Source organism: Magnetococcales bacterium (genome assembly GCA_015228815.1).
Lineage (GTDB): Bacteria > Pseudomonadota > Magnetococcia > Magnetococcales > UBA8363 > UBA8363.
The window spans coordinates 1-17,841 of record JADGCV010000036.1 but is presented as its reverse complement, the minus strand read 5'-3'; the positions used below and the strand labels follow the sequence as shown (position 1 = coordinate 17,841).

Genomic DNA, 17,841 nt, shown 5'->3' with positions numbered 1-17,841 from the left:
CGGTTGGCGTTTCCAAGAAAAATCTACTGCTGTCCCCGTTGTTTGACATGATCGACATAACGCATGTCGGTCCGCAGAATGTGTTCCACAAGCCAGTCCTTGGCGAGGGCCAGAAGGTCCATGACAACCGTGAATTCTCCCTGGTGATATTTTTCCGACAGTTCCTTGAGACGGGCCACCAGTCGGTCATGTTTGCCGCTGTGTCCCTCCACCTCCGGATAATCGTATTTTCGCAGCATGTCCATTTCCCGGGTGAAATGGGTCTTGGCATAATCGACCAGGCCATCGATGATGGCGCCAACCTTGTTGGAGCCCTCTTCCTCCTTCATGGCGCGGTGCAGGTCATTGACCATTTCGACCAGTTTCTTGTGGTCCTCATCGACAAACTGAATGGTCGTGACCAGTTCCTGGGTCCAGGGAAAGAAGATGCGGTTGCTGCCGGATGCGACCGAACCCGCCATGTACATGTTGTTGAGGAGGGTGAACAGCTTTTTTCTGTTGGCCAGGAATTTGTCGAACGCCTGATTGGCCTCGTCCCGGCCATCCCACCCTTTTTCCGCAATGATGCTGATGACATTTTCTGCCAGTCGATGGGATTCCTGATGGAGATTCTTGACGTCATCGAGCGTGGCTTTTGGTTCGAACTGTCCGGCCTGGGTGCCTGCCAGCCATGTTCCCAGGGGAGTTTCCTTGGGTTCGCCAAGCAGTTTCAAATCGGGGGTGATGCGTCCCTGAATGATCTGTTCCAGAAGCGCCTGGATGGCCAGATAGGATCCCTTGACCTGACGCATTTCAAAAATGGGTGTGCCCGTGTTCATCTCCATGCGGGCGGCGAAAAGGGCGCCGGTCATGTCCTGAAGCACGGACCCCATTCTCTGGAACTGGAAGGCGGAGCCCAGGGCCTGTTGGGAGATTTTGTTGGCCTCGACCATCCGTTCCTGCACATTTTTCGAGGCGGCCTCGGTCATTTCGGCGGAGGCGCGGATTTCCCTGGACATGGTTTCCGCCGAAGAGCTTTCCCTGGCTACCGCTTCGGCGCCGGAGGCGACCTCTCCGGCGGTACGCGCGACCTCCGCGGTCCCCAGGGCCGCTTCCTGGGCGGAACGGGCGACCTCCTGGGCGGCAAAATTAAGTTCTCCCGCGTTGCGGGTTACCGAAGCGGCGCTTTGCGCCACGGTGTTGATCGCGTCGGAAATGGCGTGGACCGTCTTGTTTTGTTGGTCCACCGACAGGGTGATTTCCACATTGGATTGATTGATCCGTGAAATGGCCTTGCCGATTTCATCGTTGGCAAAGGCGGCCTCTCGGGTATTGGCCTGGATGCCATGGATCTTGTCGGAGATCATATGGGTCGCCTGCGCGGTTTGTCGCGCCAATTCCTTGACTTCGTTGGCGACGACCGCGAATCCCTTCCCCGATTCTCCAGCCCCTGCCGCCTCAATGGATGCGTTCAGGGCCAGCATGTTGGTTTGTTCGGCAATGTTGTTGATGACATCGACGACCTGACCGATCTCCTTGGCCGATTGCGACAGACGGTCCATGATGCTTTGGGTCTGTTCCGCCAGTTCCTTGGCCTTGCTCGATTCCTGACTGGCCCCCTCGCACAGGTCGCGCACCCCTCCCAGGGACCGGGACATGTCATGGATCGACGTGGCGACCGCCTGGACCGAATGATCGACCCGTTCCAAACTTTGGTTGACCCCGCCAAGGTTGGCGGTGATTTCCTCGGCGGCAGCGGCCATGGTCGAAATGTTGGCACTCGCCTGCTCGGCCCCCGAGGCGATGGTGGAGACGTTTCCCGAAACCTGGTGGGCGGCGGTGGAAACGGCCTGGATGTTGCCACTGACCAGGGCGATCTTTTCGGTGATGGCGGCGATTTCCCGGGATAGATTTTCGTTGTTTTGCAGCACTTCCTCGCTGATCCGGTTGGACTGGTTGGCATCGGCAACCACGAGCGAGCGTATTTTGACAAGTTCGCCGGCGCAGGCGCTGATGCTGCCCGAATGCAGAACGATCACCTGCATGACTTCGTTCAGGCTGTCGGCCAGGTCGTTGATGGCCCCGCCAACCCCTTCGACCGCCCGTCCCCTGGCAGTGTGTACCCTCGATGTGACATCCCCCCCCGCCAACCGGCTTACCGCATCAAGGAGTGGAACGATCTCCGCTCCCAGTTGTTTGAGGATCGATCGGGAAATGAGCAGAAAGAGGAGTGTCATCCCGACTGCCAGAATAAGAAGGTCGATCAGAACGATCAGTAGATTATCGCGGAATTCGATCTCGACATCATCGACATAGATCCCCGAACCGATCATCCACCGCCAGGGGGCGAAACCTTTGACAAAAGAAATCTTGCGTACCGGATCCGCCAATCCCGGTTTTGGCCACATGTAATGGACAAATCCTTCCTGTTGCCGTTTCACGACCTCGGTCATCATGACGAACGGCTTGTTGCCGACCGGATCGACAAAGTTGACCAGGCTGGTCCCGTTCAATTCCGGTTTGAACGGGTGCATGATCATGGCGGGTGTGTCGTCGTTGATCCAAAAGTAGTTGTCATCCGGGCCGTATCGCAGCGACTTGATCTGTTCGACAGCCTGTTCCTGGGCCGCTTCCAGGGTCATGGCGCCGGCCTGGTGTCGTTCATGGTAGTACCGCATGATGCCGAAGACCGAATCGACGACCAGACGAATTTCCTGCTCGCGTTCTTCGAGTAGACGGTCCTTCGATGACAGGACTGGAATCAGTCCCGAGATCAGCGAGCCACAGGCAGCGAGGAGAATCAGGATGATGATGCGATTTCGGACACTCATTCTGTACAGGAAATTCATGACGAAACCTTATCGGGCTGAAGGCAGTTCAAGGCTTGAAAAGACCATCGACGAAGGTGTTGCGATTTCGGCGAAGTCACGCGATGATTCACGGGCGTGACCGGCCCGTTCCCAAGGCAGAGGAACCGGATTCGAGCCATGTCTGTTTCTTGTTGTTCTCAAGTCATTTTCGTGGGTTCGGGTCATTGTCGATCGATCATTGCGCGTCGGCGGAATCACGGGCGACCTGCATGATTTCCGCGTTCGAATCCCTGATTTTGTCGATACTTTGCGTGATTTCCTGGGCCGTATTCGAGGCTTCGGCGGTGTTTTTCTGGATTTCACCCATTTTCTGGGAGATCAGGTTGGTCGCCTCGGCGGTTTGTCGCGCCAGGTCCTTGACTTCATTGGCGACGACGGCGAACCCCTTTCCCGCCTCTCCGGCACCCGCCGCCTCGATGGCGGCGTTCAGGGCCAGCATGTTGGTCTGTCCGGCAATGTTCTTGATCATTTTGACAGCCTGACCGATTTCCTGGGCCGATGCGGCCAGCTTTTCGATCACCTCGGCATTTTTTCGCGAATAATTCTTTGCCAGTTCGAGCTCGCTGCTGGCCTCATTGACCTTGCTGACAAGTTCTTCGACGAGAAGTTGCGCTTCGTCAAGGGATTTGAGTTGGGGAATTTTGTACATGAGCGTTTACCTGCCGCCGAAGACGGTCCTTGAGATTGGCCTGATACGTCACTTGAGCCGGAAAGTGATTCGAATCGGATGGATTTGCCGAAATGATGAACAACACATGATCACCATTCTATCATGAAGTTTGTGAAAAAGGGGAGGGTTAAAGGGATGTCGGATTTGAATCGGGCATCCATCCTTTCAGTTCATCTTCGATAATTCGGGTCAGTGCCGCGATCCAGGGAGGAAAATCGTTGAGGCAGGGGACAAAATGAAAGGTCCGACCGCCATGGCGGATGAATTCCTTTTGGCCGGAAATGGCGATTTCCTCAAGGGTTTCAAGGCAGTCGGCGACAAATCCAGGACAGACGACGGTCAGGTCGGTGATCCCCTTTTTCGGGAGGGTGGCCAGAAGGGTTGCGGTATTTGGGGAAAGCCATTCATCGCGGCCAAACCGTGACTGATAGGCCAGGGTCCACCGGTCCTTTTTCAGGGAAAGGGCCTGGGCGAGAAGTTCGGCGGTGGTGGCGCAATGGCGGGGATAAGGATCGCCGCGCCGGACATGTCCGAGGGGCAGACCATGAAAGGAAAACAGATAATGCCGCTCCGGGGTCGAGGCGCCCTGCGTGTGAATTCTCTGGGCCAGTGACTGGATGTATCCGGGATGATCGTGGAAGGGGGGGATGATGCGCAGGGTCGGAATCGGAATGAAACGGGAAAGGATCTGAAAAATGCGGGCGATCCCCGAACCGGTGGTGGCCCCGGAATAGTGTGGAAACAGGGGCAGAACCAGCAGCCGTTCCACCCCCAGGCGTTGAAATTCGCGGAGGGTTTCCTCAAGGTCCGGTCGTCCATAGCGCATGGCGAGTCGGGTCGTCAGGGTGGCGCCGAAGTGGTGGGCGATGGCGGCAGTGAGTGTTTGACTGTGATGAAGAAGCGGCGACAGGCCGTTGTCGCACCATATTTTTTGATAGAGCCGCGCCGACTTCTTGGGGCGGGTGCGCAGGATGACGCCATGCAAAATGGGGAGCCAATAGAACCGCGGCAGGTCCACGACCATGGGGTCGGAAAGAAATTCAGCCAGATACTTCCGGACCGAGGGGGTATCGGGGTGGTCGGGGGTGCCCAATTGGAGGAGCAGGAGTCCGGGTGGGTTCATGGGAATCGTTGCCCAAGGGGTTTGCATGGAAAATGGTGCGCCGCCATGCCCGTTGTTGCCCTATTGGCGATCGGGCAGGTGGTGCAGGCAGGGGCGACGACCAGAATTTTGGCGGTTGGTGTTGACACGGGTCAATTCGCTTTTCGTTGGGGTTTGAATCAGGGGCCGATGTGATCCAGACTCGACAAGTATCCGATCGATTCATGGCTGCCACAAGGGGAACGCGAACGATGGATGTCAACGAATTTGGGTTCAACACCCGGTTTCTCAGAGTATACGACGCCGCCCAGGAAATCTTTCGCCAGGGTGCCCCGGGAGACACCATGTTCGTGATTTCCGAGGGGCAGGTGGACATCACCATCGAGGCCAATGGTGGCACGGTGGTCGTGGCGCATTTGGGAAAGGGTGAATTTTTCGGAGAAATGGCCTTGGTTGACAACAGTCCCCGTTCCGCCGGGGCTGTTGCCGGTCCCCAGGGGGCTCGTGTATTGGCGATCGATGCGCCGCATTTCATCTATCTTGTCAGTCAACAACCCGCCTTTGCGCTGGTGGTTCTTGGGGTCATGGCCAACCGGCTGCGAAAAAAGAACGAGGGCTGAGTGTTCCGGGCATGGCCTTCGACCATCCGGAATCGGGCCGGTCAGAAATGATCCTTTGGGGAGAATACATCCGTGGCAGTGGCGAGCGAGAACGAATTCGTTACCGAGATCGACAAGGATATTTTCCTGGTTCCGGGGCGCAAGGGGGGCGGATGCAACGTCTTTGTCCTCAAGGGGACCCGAAAGGTCGCCCTGATCGATACGGGGATGGGAAGCGATCATGAGTATCTGCTGGACAGTTTGCATGGGATCGGTTTGGGGATCGAAGATGTCCAGATGATCCTGTTGACCCACGAGCATGTCGATCATGTGGGTGGGGTACCGCGGCTGCCCGAGCGCATCGTCACCGCCGCCCATGCGCGTACCGCCGACAAGGTGCGTCTCAACGATCAATTTTCCGCCATGAGTGGCGCGTTCGAAGGGGGATTGCGGCAATTTCATGTGGACATCCGGCTGGAGGAGGGGGTGTCCATCGATTTGGGCGGGTTGGCCTTGCGGGCGCTCTATACCCCCGGGCACAGTTCGGGTTCGGTCTCTTTTTATGAAACGGAACGTGGCGCATTGTTTACCGGGGATACGATTTTCGCCGGGGGGATTCTTGGCGGTATTTTTTCCTCGGGAAACATCAGCGATTATATCAGCAGTCTGGAACGACTGCGCGAATTTCGTCTGACGGCGCTGTATCCGGGGCATGGCCGGATGTCCACCACCCCGTCCGAGGACATGGATCGGGCGATCAAGGGGGCCAAGGCCCTGATGAACGATACCCGTTACCTGTTCGATTCCATCCAGGTCGGCGGCTCGTTTCAGCAGATCGTCAAGGCGACCGCCACCTATTCACGCCGTGCCGCCGAACGACGGACCAATCCGCGGCATGCCTTGTCTTCCGAGGCGATGCTCCATCTGCCGTCCGCCGACCATCCGGTCGGACTGGTGGACATTTCCTTCGATGGCGTCCGGCTGGATCGGACCGTTGCCCTGGATCCTGGAACGAACGTGTCGCTCTCCATTCCCAGGATCGGTCGGATCGAGGGGTGTGTCGTCGGCCATCTCAAGGGGAACACCCGTCTGAAGTTCATCCATTCCGCCGCCAACCAGGATGTCCTGATGGAATGGATGGCCGAACTGTCGCGCAGTCAGCGCCGGAAAAAGTGACTGCCGGTCTCGATGGGTTTCTTTTTCCGGGACGAGGGGAACCTTGACGAAATTCCCTTCATTCTGTTGAACTGGACTCTGGAAAACGGAGATCGGATTCAGCGGACGAAGGGAACATTGATGTTTGGGCAATACCGGTGGCGTGGCCGTTCTGAAAATGCGGCGAGCGGGATGGAAATTCAATGGTGACCGGGGAAGAGCGGATCGCCATCCCGCGGATCATGATCGCGGCGACCCGGAAAAGTTCGGGAAAAACGACCTTGTGCATCGGCATCGCCGCGGCGTTGCGGGGGCGTGGTCTGGATATACGTCCCTTCAAGAAGGGACCCGATTTCATCGATCCCTCCTGGCTGACCCGGGCCGCCGGTCGTCCATGCCGCAATCTTGATTATTTCATGATGGGGCGTGCGGGGGTTCGCTCCGGGTTCTTCCGCCATGCGCTGGGGGCCGATCTGGCCCTGATCGAGGATAATCATGGGTTTTTCGACGGACAGGATCCGCTGGGGAGCGATTGCGGCGCCGCGTTGGCGGCGGACCTGGAGGCGCCGGTGGTGCTGGTGGTCGATTGTCGCGGGGCGACCCGGGGCATCGTCCCGGTCGTCCTGGGACATCTTGCGTTTCAGGGGGGCGAGACCATCCAGGGGATCATCCTCAATCATGTCGCCTCGGCACGACAGGAAAAACGGTTGCGCGCGGCAATGCGCCAGCATGTCCCCCTGCCTGTCCTCGGAGCGGTGATCCGGGGGCGGGACGTGGGCATCGAGGAGCGCCATCTGGGTCTTCACCCCGCCATGGAACAGGAGGAACTTGCCGGCAAGATCAAGGCGATCACCGCCATGGTCGAGGATTCCGTGGACCTTGATGGACTCCTCGACCTTGGGCATCGGGCCATGTTACCGTCATCGCCGCCTCCGGTCCGGGATTCCAGGCCGGAGGCCTTGGCCATCGCCGTTTCCTCGACTCGGGCGGGGGGGGCGAGAATCAAGGTCGGATACGCCATGGATCGGGCGTTTCATTTCTATTATCCCGACAACCTTGAGGCTCTGGCCGACGAAGGGATCGAACTGGTCCGCTTTTCCCTGCTCGAAGACGACCGCCTTCCCTCGGGGATTCAGGGACTCTATATCGGCGGGGGGTTTCCCGAGGTCTTCATGAACCGGCTTGAGGGAAATGCTGCCCTGATGGAGGACCTCCGGCGCAAAGGGGCCGAAGGAATGCCGATCTACGCCGAGTGCGGCGGACTGATGGTCCTGGCGCAACGGATCTATTGGGGCGATCGTGCCGCGGCAATGGCCGGAGTCCTTCCCGTGGAGGTCGCCATGAACCATCGGCCACAAGGGCATGGTTATCTTGAACTGGAAGGGACGGGCCGGACCTCATGGCCGGGAGAAGGGGTTCGGGTGCATTGTCACGAGTTTCATTATTCCCGAATCCTTCCCAATGACGCCAATCTTGACTTCGCCTTTCGCGTCCTTCGCGGGACCGGCGTGGATGGGCGGCATGACGGTCTGATCCATCGCAACTGCCTTGCCGGATATGCCCATTTTCATGCCGCGGGATTTCCGGGATGGGCCCGTTTTCTCGCCGACTTCTGGCGGCGGGGGGCGGTTGTGTGACGGGCTGGGCATAAGCGGAATCCTGGTGTATCAAATCCGAAAATCAGGGCGCGCTCGCCATCATATTCTGCCTTGCTTTGGATGATCCCTTGGTTCAATATCATCATTTCGTGATATGCTGTTTGGCGATTTCATCCATGAGGGCCGGACAGGACGGCTGGTGCTCGAAAAGGCCCCCGGCGCGCATGGGTCATTTTTTATTTCGTTTCCGCGACTGCCGGGTTTGGCTTGGCCGGCGCGGGATGCGGCTTCAATCGGAGGAAGGCGGGCATGAAACTAGCAGTGTGTATTTACGAAGGGCCATACAATCACGAAGCCTCGGACAGCGCCTACAATTTCATCAAGGCGGCTATTGCCAAGGGGCATGAAATTCGTGGAATTTTCTTTTATCATGACGGCGTCTACAACGTGACCCGGCTGATGGAGCCCCCCCAGGATGATCGGCATATCGCCAATCGCTGGTCCGAACTCGGGGCCACCGGAATCGACATCGTCGTTTGCATCGCGGCCGCCAAACGGCGCGGCATCGTCGATGAGGTTCTGGTTCCCAACGTGCGGATTTCCGGGTTGGGGCAATTGACCATGATGGCCATCGAGGCCGAACGCATGGTGATCTTCGGAGATTGAGGGAGGCAGTTTCATGTCGGAAGAAAGCAAGAAAAAAATCATGTTCACCGTCCGCAAGCCACCTCATGGCACCATCTATGTCTACGAGGGGTTGGAGGTCAAATTGATCATGGCCGCCTACGATGCGGACATCTCGGTGGTCTTCATGGACGACGGCGTCTACGCCCTCAAGGCGGGGCAGGATACCAAGGAACTGGGCATCAAGGGGTTCGAGGCTACTTACGGGGTCCTGGTCGATTACGAAATCCAGAAGGTGTTCGTCGATCGCCAGTCCATGGAAGAGCGTGGACTGACCGAGGAGGACCTTCTGGTCATCGGCGAGGACGAAGATACCGAGGAACCCATTCGCCCCCGGATGGTCGATTCCGCCGAAATCGCCGCCATGATGGCACAACAGCACAATATCCTGAGCTTCTAATCGAGGGTCGAACGGACATGCTTCATACCATCAATAAATCTCCATTTCAAAACAGCGCCCTTGAAAGCTGTCTGCGGTTTACTCATGAGGGGGACTGCGTCCTCCTCATGGAGGATGGCGTCTATGGTGCGATTCCCGGTACCGCCAAATCGGACCTGGTGGCGTCCGCACTGGGCAGAAAAATACAGGTTTTTGCGCTGGGCGCCGACCTGAAAGCCCGTGCCCTGAAGGAGACGATCGACGGGGTCCAGATCACGGACTACGCCGGATTCGTGGACCTTGTCGTGGAAAACAAGGTCCATTCCTGGCTGTAATCGCTTCGTTCCAAGGAAACCATCCGGGCCGGGCTACCGGTCCTTGCCGGGAGTTTAATCGTGGAGCTGTTTCGATCGCTGGCTGCCCGAATGAGCGTCGTTCTGTTTCTCGCCTTGCTTCTGGGAATCGTGGGAGGATTTCCTTCCACCCTTGAGGCTGGACCGCCGCAACTGGAAAAACCGAAGGGGGAACACTGCGTTCGTCCGACCGATTGGATGCGGCGCAATCATATGGACTTTCTCAAGCACAAACGGTCGCTGACGGTTCGGGAAGGGTTGCGTGTCCGATCCGAGAGCCTGCAAAAATGTGCCGAATGCCATACGAGTCACAACCGGTTCTGCGACCGTTGTCACGACTATGTCGCGGTGGAGCCGGACTGTTTTGAATGTCATATTTATCCTCAATAGGGATGGTGATACGGGAACTGCAACCATGACCATGGACAGAAGATCGGTTTTGGGACTTGGAGGGGTCTTGGCGGTCGGGGTGGCGCTCGCTCCGGGGTTGCGCCTGGTCGCCGCTCCCGGGGATGCGGCTGGGGATGTCACCGAGGCATCCGAACGGCATCGGTGGGGAATGCTCATCGACGCCAGCCGCTGCGATTCTTCCTGCACCGCCTGCACCCAGGCCTGCCGGACGGAAAACAATGTCCCCATCGTCGGCGACCCCAGGCGCGATATTCACTGGATCCGCAAGGTGGATCTTCATGACCGCAACGGACGCGCTCCGGATCGCAGTTTGCCGGTCCTGTGCAACCACTGCGAACATCCGCCGTGTGTCCATGTCTGTCCGACCCAGGCATCCTTTGTTCGCAAGGATGGAATCGTTCTGGTGGACATGCATCGCTGTATCGGTTGCCGCTATTGCATGATCGCCTGTCCCTACAAGGCCCGCTCCCTGGTTTACAGCACGCCCAATCGGGACGCCAACGTCAACCCCAACGTTCCCATCCGTGCCAAGGGGGTGGTGGAAAAATGCACCTTCTGCGTCCATCGGATCGACAATGGCGGTATTCCCGCCTGCGTCGAAGCCTGTGGCAAGGAGGGGGGAAATGCCATGTTGTTCGGCGATCTGAACGATCCTCAATCGGAAATCTCCGTTCGCATCCGAGAAGTCCGGACGACGACCATACGTCCCGATCTGGGGCTGAACCCGCGTGTTCACTATCAGGGGATCTAGGGAGGGTGAGATGTTGAGTGAGTTTTCCGCCATCGAGGGCCGTTCCCGGGGATACTGGACCCTTGTCGGTGTCTGTTCCTTGTTGTTGTTGCTCGGACTGGGGGCGTTTCTGGCGATCGAAATCCTGGGGCACGGCATCACGGGCATGAATAACCAGGTGGTCTGGGGAATGCCGCATGTATTCGCCATCACTCTGCTGGTCATGGCCTCGGGGGCGCTCAATCTGGGCTCCATGTCCACGGTGTTCGCCACGATCCAGTTCAAGCAGTTCACCCGCTTTTCCGCCTTTCTGTCGATCGTCCTGCTCGTCGGCGGTCTGACGGTGTTGTTGCTCGATCTGGGACGGCCCGACCGTCTGCTGCTGCCGATGCTTCACATGAACTTTCGCTCCATGTTTACCTGGAATGTCTTTCTGTATTCCGGCTTTCTCGTCCTCTGCATCCTCTACCTCTGGAGCATGTTCGAGTACAAGCAATACACCAAGGTCGTGGGTTCGACCGCCTTTGCCTGGAGGGTGATCCTGACCACCGGCACCGGCTCGATCTTCGGGGTCATCCAGGCCCGCGACGTGTTCCATTCGGCGATCACCGGTCCGATGTTCGTGGCGGTGTCCTTGACCTCGGGGACGGCCCTTTCGACCATCATTCTTGTCAGCACCTACCGCAGGACCGGACGCTTCATGGATGAAAAGCTGGTGTTCGGTCTTCGTAACGCCCTGATTTTCTTTACCCTGTTGGTGGGGTACCTGTTCGTTGTGGAAAAATTCACCAAATTTTATTCGCCCGCGTTTTACGAGGTCGAAACATGGTTGCTCACGGGGCCATGGGCATGGTTGTACTGGTTTGGTGTCTGGGGTTGTTGCGTGATCTTTCCCTTGGCGATCCTTTTCAACAGTCGCATGGGCAATACGGTTTCCGGGGTGATGGCCGCTTCCGGAATCACGGTCGTGGGTGCGTTTGGCTTCGTGGCCCATGTCCTCTTGGCGGGACAGGCCTATCCGTTCGACATGTTTCCGGGTTTCCAGACCAACAGTGTTTTCCTGGATGGTCATGACGCGCTGTACACGCCTGCTCTGGTTGAATTTGTCCTTGGATTCGGGGGGATCGGCCTGAGTGCCTTGTTGTTCCTCCTGGGCATCAAGTTTTTCCGATTGCTTCCCGCCAAGGCGGTGCCGCCGAAGGGATGGGAACTTCCCTGGAGCCCGTGACCGGATCAACGGTTGCCGGTCGAAAATCGGCTGTTGGACTGATTATTGCAAGCCCCGCCTTTGTAAAGAGGCGGGGCTTTTTGACTTGGGTCTCCTGAAATCGAAGCTGGTGGTGGAGGGAATCATGAAAAAGCCTCGATGGAACGATGTGATCGAATGGTGGCGACGCCGGAACGGGATTTTCAAGTCCGGGGGACGTTCGCGGTTTTCTCCATGGATGCTCAATCTGTTGCTGTTGCCATTGTTTGCCTTTGATCTTCAGTCGGAGGTTCGATCGTTGTTGCGCGCCATGGATGTTTCGGGAGCGGTCGAGGTCGGGGGGGCAGTGGTCAGCTCGGCGGGCAGTCCGGGGGGTGGGGAGAAACTTGATTTGACCACCATGACCCAGTGGCATCCTTTTGGCAGTCAGGTGGGACCGGGGGGGACGACTTTGGCGGCAGACACCCGGAATCTTCCCGACACGAGCCTGAATTTTCAGTTGCATGGTATTTTGTTCATTGATGGCACCAGAATTCCGGCATTTGCTTTGATCAAATTGGCCGATGCTCCGGAGAAGGTGTTTGCGGTTGGTGAAGAAGTGACCGGGGGGGTGTGGTTGTATGCGGTCGAGAGTGACCGGGTGATTCTGGACCGGGGTGGACGGTTGGAGGCATTGAAATTGCCCCGGGCGATTCTGGAAATTCGCCCTCCCGATGCCTGACGGGAATCTTGCTTCGGGTGAAATGGCGCGTGGAAAAACAAAGTCAAAATCAAAACCCTGGGGGCAATCCCCCAGACCCCTTTTTTCTTTCAATAATTTCGAACCGGGGAAGGTCCCTGGGCAATTACCTTTCGCCCCTTCCCAGATCCGTAGGTTGGCAGTAATGAGGAAGACTAAGGATACGACGCATGAGACCAATGGCGGCCTTGAGGTTGTCCGGAATATTGGCGCTATTGCTGGGTTGGCCGGCAGCGGTGGTGGCGGAAACTACCTCCGCGACAACACCGGTTGCTCCCTCCGGGGCTGTGGCAGGGTCATCCAACAACATCACCCTCAATCTGAAAGGGGCGGATCTGGAAACCCTGGTGGAGACGGTGGCCAAGGCGACGGGAAAAAACTTTGTCCTCGATCCCAAGGTACAGGGCAAGGTGACGGTCGTTTCCCACAAGCCGGTTTCCGGGGATGAGTTGTACGCCATGTTCCTGTCGATCCTCGAAGTCCATGGGTTCATGGCGGTTCCGGTTGGCAACGTCATCAAGATTCTCCCGGACAACGATCTGAAATATCAGGCAAAATCCGATTCCATGGCCAGCGGCGGCAGCGATGAGGTCGTGGCGCAGGTCTTTTCGTTGCGTTTTGTCGATGCGGGGCGGATCATCCCGGTTTTGCGTCCGATGCTGGGTCCCAAGGCCCATATGTCGGCCCATCCGGATACCAATTCCCTGGTCATCTCGGGACGTTCGGCGGAAATCGCCCGCCTGGAAAAGCTGCTCGAACGGGTCGATCGTCCGTTTACCGAAACCATCGAAACGGTCACCCTGGAGCATGCCAAGGCCTCGGATGTCCAGAGGATCGCCAGCGAACTTTCCAAGATCATGGCCCCGGACAATTCCCAGGAAAAGGTGGTGATTGTCGCCGACGAACGGACCAATTCCATTCTGCTCGGGGGACATCAGGATGCCCGGGTACGAATGCGGATGATCATTGGCAAACTGGATGGGGCAGTCGAGGTGTCGGGCAATACCCGGGTGATCGGCCTCAAATATGCCAAGGCAGAGGAACTGGCCAAGGTATTGGCCAATATGGGCGAGAACTATCTCAAGGACAACAAACAGGAAAACAATAAGGGAAACTCCCTGGTCAATGTCCAGGCCTATACCGGAGACAACTCGTTGGTCATTTCCGCCCCGGTGGACCTGTTGCGTTCGATGACCGAGGTGGTGCGCGTGTTGGACCGACGGCGCAAGCAGGTCATGGTCAAGGCAATCATCGCCGAGGTGTCCAACGACAAGGTTGCGGAATTGGGGATTCAGTGGGGCAATCTGGGGACGGGTAACGAGGACAAGGTCATCGGCGGGATCAATTTTCCTTCCGCCAATCCGGGGCTGCTTCAGTTGGGGGCGGCAAGCAAAAAGCCGGAGTCGCAGGAGGCAGTGACGGTGGTCAACAGTTTGGCGGGACTCCTGGTCGGGGGGACCGATGGGACCAATCTGATCGCCCTGCTGCGGGCATTGAAAAGCGATGCCGATACCAACATTCTTTCGACCCCCTCCATCGTGACCCTGGACAATGAAGAGGCGGAAATCGTCGTCGGCCAGGAAGTTCCGTTCATTACCTCCAGTACCACCAACAATGCGGGCAATCCATTTCAAACCATCACCCGGGAAAATGTCGGCCTTTCCCTGAAGGTTCGTCCCCTGGTCACCGAGGGGGATACGGTGCGCATGGACATCGACCAGGAAGTTTCAAGCCTGTTGCCTGACGCGGCGAACATTACCTTGTCGGACGCAGTGACGCGGACGCGGCGGATCAAGACCTCTGTCCTGGTGGAAAATCAGCAAATTCTTGTGCTGGGGGGGCTGATTCAGGACGATATGCAGCAGACGACCGCCAAGGTTCCTTTTCTGGGTGATCTTCCCTTGCTGGGGACGATGTTTCGCGCCGAACGGTCGGCGGATGTCAAAACCAATCTGATGGTCTTTCTCAGACCGCAGATTCTGCACACCGAGACTTCGGGCGATGCCGCCACGGAGGAGAGTTACCGGATCATGCGATCGATTCAGCTGGAGGTCCCAGAGATCAAGGGGCCCGTCAAGTTGGATGAGAAGCCGCCGATCCTTCCGGAATGGGGTGAGCAGTTGCGGATGTCCCGAAGGGTGGAACATCGGGAAATTCTCCAGGAGGATCTGCCAGCATCTCCGGGGGGAACGACGGAGGGAAATGCAACCCGTTCGGAGGCATCCCCTTCCATGGGTGGATCCATCTCCTCGGCACCGGAAACGGGGGCGACAGCCGTCGGGGATCAGGGCAAACCGGTCAAGGTCGCGGTGGATTCAAGGACCGTGACGGCGCGGGAGGAGGGCAAACCGGTTGCCGTGACGGTTGTGGAGGATGGTCCCGATGCGGCGCCGTCCGTCATGGAGCGAAGTGGTTCGTTGTTGATGTCCGTTCCCAGGGAGAATGTGGAATTTTTTGGAATGGAAAAAAATCAATCCGCCATGATCTTCGCCGCGCCAAAACTTCTGGTGTCGTCGGGTGACACTTTTTCCGAGACGACACCGGTGACGACGACCGGGCCTCGGGGTCATGGGACGGAGGTTTCGTCGGTCGGGCCGGCGGCGGTTGGGGGGAAGGTTTACAGGGAAAGTCAGGACTATGGGGATTGAATCGGGTCCTGAAGCGAGGGCGGCCATTGCCGTTGAGGAACGGGAGCGGGTGCAGCACGGCGTTTCCTATTCGTTTGCCAAACGGATGGGGGTTCTGGTTTCGTTTGGGCATGATGGAGCGGTGGTGGTCCAATGCCGACAGGATGTATCGTTGACGGCGTTGATGGAGGTGCGGCGACGGTTTACGGGATCCCTGGCCATCGAATTCATGACGCCGGAGGTCTTTGAGCATACGTTGCGGACGGCGTTCGAGGAGGGGTCCACGCAGGCGATGCGGGATATGGAAGCCATCGACGAGGCGATGGACCTGAGTCAGGTGGCCAGGGATCTGGAGGAGCCAAAGGACCTGGCCGACAGCGATGACGATGCCCCGATCATCCGTCTGATCAATGCCCTGGTGACCGAGGCGGTGAAGCGTGGCGCCTCGGATATTCATCTGGAGCCCTATGAAAGTTTTCTCGTGGTGCGGTTTCGCATCGATGGGGTGTTGCAGACCATTCTTGAGCCGAAAAAGGCGTTGGCGCCGTTGATCGTCTCTCGCGTCAAGGTGATGGCGCGGCTCGATATTGCCGAAAAAAGATTGCCGCAGGATGGCCGGATTGCCTTGCGGATTGCCGGACGACCGGTGGATGTGCGGGTTTCGACCATCCCCACCGGTTTTGGGGAACGGGTGGTCATGCGTCTTCTGGATCGCCAGGCGGGGCGATTGGGGCTGGAACAGTTGGGCATGGTTGCCGAGATGCGCGATGTCCTCGACCGGGCGATCCACAAACCCAACGGGATCATTCTGGTGACCGGACCGACCGGATCGGGCAAGACGACAACCCTTTATGCCATTCTTAAACGGCTCAACGATCAATCCCGCAACATCATGACGGTCGAGGACCCCATCGAATACAACATCGAGGGGATCAGCCAGACCCACGTCAATCCCAAGGTCGAACTGACGTTTGCCCGTGGGCTGCGGGCCATTCTGCGTCAGGATCCCGATGTGGTCATGGTTGGGGAAATCCGTGATCTGGAAACAGCGAGGATTGCGGTGCAGTCAAGTTTGACGGGTCACATGGTGCTTTCCACGTTGCACACCAACAGTGCCATCGGTGCGGTGACCCGGTTGCGTGACATGGGGGTGGAATCGTATCTGCTGTCATCGAGTCTGGTGGCCGTGGTGGCGCAGAGGTTGGTGCGTCTGTTGTGCGAATCGTGCCGGACCATGCGTCCATCGACCGCCATCGACCGCAAGGATTTGGGACTGGAGGAAAGCTTTCTCATGCCCCGCCAGGTTCCTGCCGCGGTCGGTTGTGAAAAATGTGGTGGCAGTGGTTATTCGGGGCGGGCGGGGATTTATGAATACCTGCCCATGGATGAAAAAATGAAACAATTGGTCCACAATGACGCTGGCGAACAGGCCCTGACCCTTCATGCGCGGACGATGAGTCGCAGTTTGCGGGAGGATGGGTTGCGTTTGGCCAATGAAGGGTTGACGACATTGGAAGAAATTTTGCGCGTTACCCGTGAAGATTGAGAGAAATGGCACAGCCGAGGGACTGGCAAGGGGAAGATCGTTGCATCAAGTTCAGTGAACCGGTTGCATCACGATTTGTCCGAAAAAACATCCTCCAGCGATTGCGCATCGAAAATACGCAGGCTCCAATGTTCCAGGGAAGGTAATTCTGCCTTGGAAATTTTATCATCGGCCCATTCAGGAACAGTGCCAAAGCGGTATTGCAGAAGACGTGTCAAAATCAATGCCCCTTCCTTTTGACGCCCATCCTGATGTTCTCGCACCAGTCTCTGTTCAAATCTTGGTAATGAAAAAAGTTCCTGGTCTGGTGTTGCCTCCATCATCGAAGCGATCCATTTTTTCCCGAGTTCAATGACATATTCGGGGGTGATTTCTTCCATTCCGGGAGTTTCCATTGACCCTTTCATTTTCAACCTCCATAAACCAGCAACGATCTGTCCAAAGGCTTCCGAGATCTTGAACAGTTCTGTTCGCATGATTGTCTCGAACGCTTTTTTTTGTTCATCCATGCGACTGGCGAAGCATTTTAGCGGAGCGTTTTGTGGTTCGTTTGCCAAGTCGTTGAGAACGATCAGCCGGACAGGTCCACCCCAATAGGGGACACTTTCGTAAACACCCGCCGGTCCAACAGGTTTGAAAAAATACCGTTCCAGAAATTCCTTCCGCGGTGTTATGGCACTGATGATTACACTCCGCAATTGATGACGATCCAGTTTTGCCGTGTCCAGATACAGCGCATCGTACATTGAAAGCCAGGAGAGGGTTTTTTCGTTCAGACTTTCTCTTATTTTCACTTCAGCTAAAATCTGGTCTGCAACAAGGTCACCCAGCCCATCCGCCAGACGTAGCTTCTGTTCTTCCGTCCAACCACTCCCGACATTTTTCTTTCGCTGAATCAAAATCAAATCCGCCTTGGGCGGAATTGAGGCAACCTGGACTTCCGTGCGCACTTCAATGCGATTGGTCCCAAAAGCACGCGCAGTGTTTCGCCAACAAGACCATGCCAGTATGTTTTGCCACCGTTATTGTCACAGCCCACTTTTATTTCTATTGGTTATGTGTTTAAGAGGGACAATACTCAGGGTAATCCGAGAAATTAAACCGCACCTATTTTTGGATACGTAGTTTTTCGACTTCGGGATCCAGGGAATTTTTCACCCACAATCGATCTGCAAGTTCGCAAGGCGTTTGA

General features: G+C 57.1%; 16 protein-coding genes. 12 read left to right on the top strand and 4 right to left on the bottom strand.

Annotated features, from left to right (window positions below; all coding sequences use genetic code 11):
• Nucleotides 1-23: 23 nt before the first annotated feature.
• From HQL76_14050 to hemH, 3 genes are all read right to left on the bottom strand, one after another.
• A complete protein-coding gene (locus HQL76_14050) occupies nucleotides 24-2,810 on the bottom strand; it encodes a bacteriohemerythrin (protein ID MBF0110288.1) in 2,787 nt (928 codons plus the stop codon).
• Nucleotides 2,811-3,024: 214 nt separating this feature from the next.
• Nucleotides 3,025-3,498: a hypothetical protein gene (locus HQL76_14045; protein MBF0110287.1), complete on the bottom strand. Its 474-nt coding sequence runs from the start codon at nucleotides 3,496-3,498 to the stop codon at nucleotides 3,025-3,027.
• Nucleotides 3,499-3,646: 148 nt separating this feature from the next.
• Entirely contained in the window at nucleotides 3,647-4,669 is a 1,023-nt protein-coding gene (gene hemH / locus HQL76_14040; protein MBF0110286.1) for a ferrochelatase, read from the bottom strand.
• Nucleotides 4,670-4,872: 203 nt separating this feature from the next.
• Here hemH and HQL76_14035 point away from each other — a divergent pair, with 203 nt between their 5' ends.
• The 12 genes from HQL76_14035 (at nucleotide 4,873) to gspE (ending at nucleotide 16,649) form a co-directional block, all read left to right on the top strand.
• Nucleotides 4,873-5,241: a cyclic nucleotide-binding domain-containing protein gene (locus tag HQL76_14035; GenBank protein ID MBF0110285.1), complete on the top strand. Its 369-nt coding sequence runs from the start codon at nucleotides 4,873-4,875 to the stop codon at nucleotides 5,239-5,241.
• Between the two features lie 72 nt (nucleotides 5,242-5,313).
• Entirely contained in the window at nucleotides 5,314-6,396 is a 1,083-nt protein-coding gene (locus HQL76_14030) for an MBL fold metallo-hydrolase (protein MBF0110284.1), read from the top strand.
• A 182-nt stretch (nucleotides 6,397-6,578) separates the two neighbouring features.
• Complete coding sequence (locus tag HQL76_14025; protein ID MBF0110283.1) at nucleotides 6,579-8,012, top strand: cobyrinate a,c-diamide synthase; 1,434 nt, start codon at nucleotides 6,579-6,581, stop codon at nucleotides 8,010-8,012.
• A gap of 270 nt (nucleotides 8,013-8,282) precedes the next feature.
• Nucleotides 8,283-8,639: a sulfurtransferase complex subunit TusD gene (gene tusD / locus HQL76_14020; protein ID MBF0110282.1), complete on the top strand. Its 357-nt coding sequence runs from the start codon at nucleotides 8,283-8,285 to the stop codon at nucleotides 8,637-8,639.
• 13 nt (nucleotides 8,640-8,652) lie between these two features.
• The gene (gene tusC / locus HQL76_14015) at nucleotides 8,653-9,057 is read left to right on the top strand and encodes a sulfurtransferase complex subunit TusC (protein MBF0110281.1); all 405 of its coding nucleotides are present in this window, start codon (nucleotides 8,653-8,655) and stop codon (nucleotides 9,055-9,057) included.
• A gap of 17 nt (nucleotides 9,058-9,074) precedes the next feature.
• A complete protein-coding gene (gene dsrH, locus HQL76_14010) occupies nucleotides 9,075-9,371 on the top strand; it encodes a sulfurtransferase complex subunit TusB (GenBank protein ID MBF0110280.1) in 297 nt (98 codons plus the stop codon).
• 114 nt (nucleotides 9,372-9,485) lie between these two features.
• Nucleotides 9,486-9,779 carry an Hdr-like menaquinol oxidoreductase cytochrome c subunit gene (locus HQL76_14005; GenBank protein MBF0110279.1) on the top strand — a complete coding sequence of 98 codons (294 nt, stop codon included), beginning with the start codon at nucleotides 9,486-9,488 and terminating at the stop codon, nucleotides 9,777-9,779.
• 25 nt (nucleotides 9,780-9,804) lie between these two features.
• Nucleotides 9,805-10,551: a 4Fe-4S dicluster domain-containing protein gene (locus HQL76_14000; GenBank protein ID MBF0110278.1), complete on the top strand. Its 747-nt coding sequence runs from the start codon at nucleotides 9,805-9,807 to the stop codon at nucleotides 10,549-10,551.
• Between the two features lie 10 nt (nucleotides 10,552-10,561).
• Nucleotides 10,562-11,758 carry a polysulfide reductase NrfD gene (nrfD, locus tag HQL76_13995; protein ID MBF0110277.1) on the top strand — a complete coding sequence of 399 codons (1,197 nt, stop codon included), beginning with the start codon at nucleotides 10,562-10,564 and terminating at the stop codon, nucleotides 11,756-11,758.
• A gap of 124 nt (nucleotides 11,759-11,882) precedes the next feature.
• On the top strand, nucleotides 11,883-12,458 hold the full coding sequence (locus HQL76_13990; protein ID MBF0110276.1) for a hypothetical protein: 576 nt from the start codon (nucleotides 11,883-11,885) through the stop codon (nucleotides 12,456-12,458).
• Between the two features lie 188 nt (nucleotides 12,459-12,646).
• On the top strand, nucleotides 12,647-15,124 hold the full coding sequence (gspD, locus tag HQL76_13985) for a type II secretion system secretin GspD (GenBank protein ID MBF0110275.1): 2,478 nt from the start codon (nucleotides 12,647-12,649) through the stop codon (nucleotides 15,122-15,124).
• Nucleotides 15,114-16,649, top strand: coding sequence for a type II secretion system ATPase GspE (gspE, locus tag HQL76_13980; GenBank protein MBF0110274.1), 1,536 nt, complete (start codon nucleotides 15,114-15,116; stop codon nucleotides 16,647-16,649). The genes gspD and gspE overlap by 11 nt, the downstream gene beginning before the upstream one ends.
• A 68-nt stretch (nucleotides 16,650-16,717) precedes the next feature.
• Here the strand turns inward: gspE and HQL76_13975 are convergent, their stop codons facing one another.
• Nucleotides 16,718-17,599 carry a DUF4351 domain-containing protein gene (locus HQL76_13975; GenBank protein MBF0110273.1) on the bottom strand — a complete coding sequence of 294 codons (882 nt, stop codon included), beginning with the start codon at nucleotides 17,597-17,599 and terminating at the stop codon, nucleotides 16,718-16,720.
• Nucleotides 17,600-17,841 lie beyond the last annotated feature (242 nt).

Bases quoted from the DNA above. Each gene is read 5' to 3' on its own strand.
- HQL76_14050 (MBF0110288.1), bottom strand. From the start codon at position 2,810: ATGAGTGTCCGAAATCGCATCATCATCCTGATTCTCCTCGCTGCCTGT.
- HQL76_14045 (MBF0110287.1), bottom strand. From the start codon at position 3,498: ATGTACAAAATTCCCCAACTCAAATCCCTTGACGAAGCGCAACTTCTC.
- hemH (MBF0110286.1), bottom strand. From the start codon at position 4,669: ATGCAAACCCCTTGGGCAACGATTCCCATGAACCCACCCGGACTCCTG.
- HQL76_14035 (MBF0110285.1), top strand. From the start codon at position 4,873: ATGGATGTCAACGAATTTGGGTTCAACACCCGGTTTCTCAGAGTATAC.
- HQL76_14025 (MBF0110283.1), top strand. From the start codon at position 6,579: ATGGTGACCGGGGAAGAGCGGATCGCCATCCCGCGGATCATGATCGCG.
- tusD (MBF0110282.1), top strand. From the start codon at position 8,283: ATGAAACTAGCAGTGTGTATTTACGAAGGGCCATACAATCACGAAGCC.
- tusC (MBF0110281.1), top strand. From the start codon at position 8,653: ATGTCGGAAGAAAGCAAGAAAAAAATCATGTTCACCGTCCGCAAGCCA.
- dsrH (MBF0110280.1), top strand. From the start codon at position 9,075: ATGCTTCATACCATCAATAAATCTCCATTTCAAAACAGCGCCCTTGAA.
- HQL76_14000 (MBF0110278.1), top strand. From the start codon at position 9,805: ATGACCATGGACAGAAGATCGGTTTTGGGACTTGGAGGGGTCTTGGCG.
- nrfD (MBF0110277.1), top strand. From the start codon at position 10,562: ATGTTGAGTGAGTTTTCCGCCATCGAGGGCCGTTCCCGGGGATACTGG.
- HQL76_13990 (MBF0110276.1), top strand. From the start codon at position 11,883: ATGAAAAAGCCTCGATGGAACGATGTGATCGAATGGTGGCGACGCCGG.
- gspD (MBF0110275.1), top strand. From the start codon at position 12,647: ATGAGACCAATGGCGGCCTTGAGGTTGTCCGGAATATTGGCGCTATTG.
- gspE (MBF0110274.1), top strand. From the start codon at position 15,114: ATGGGGATTGAATCGGGTCCTGAAGCGAGGGCGGCCATTGCCGTTGAG.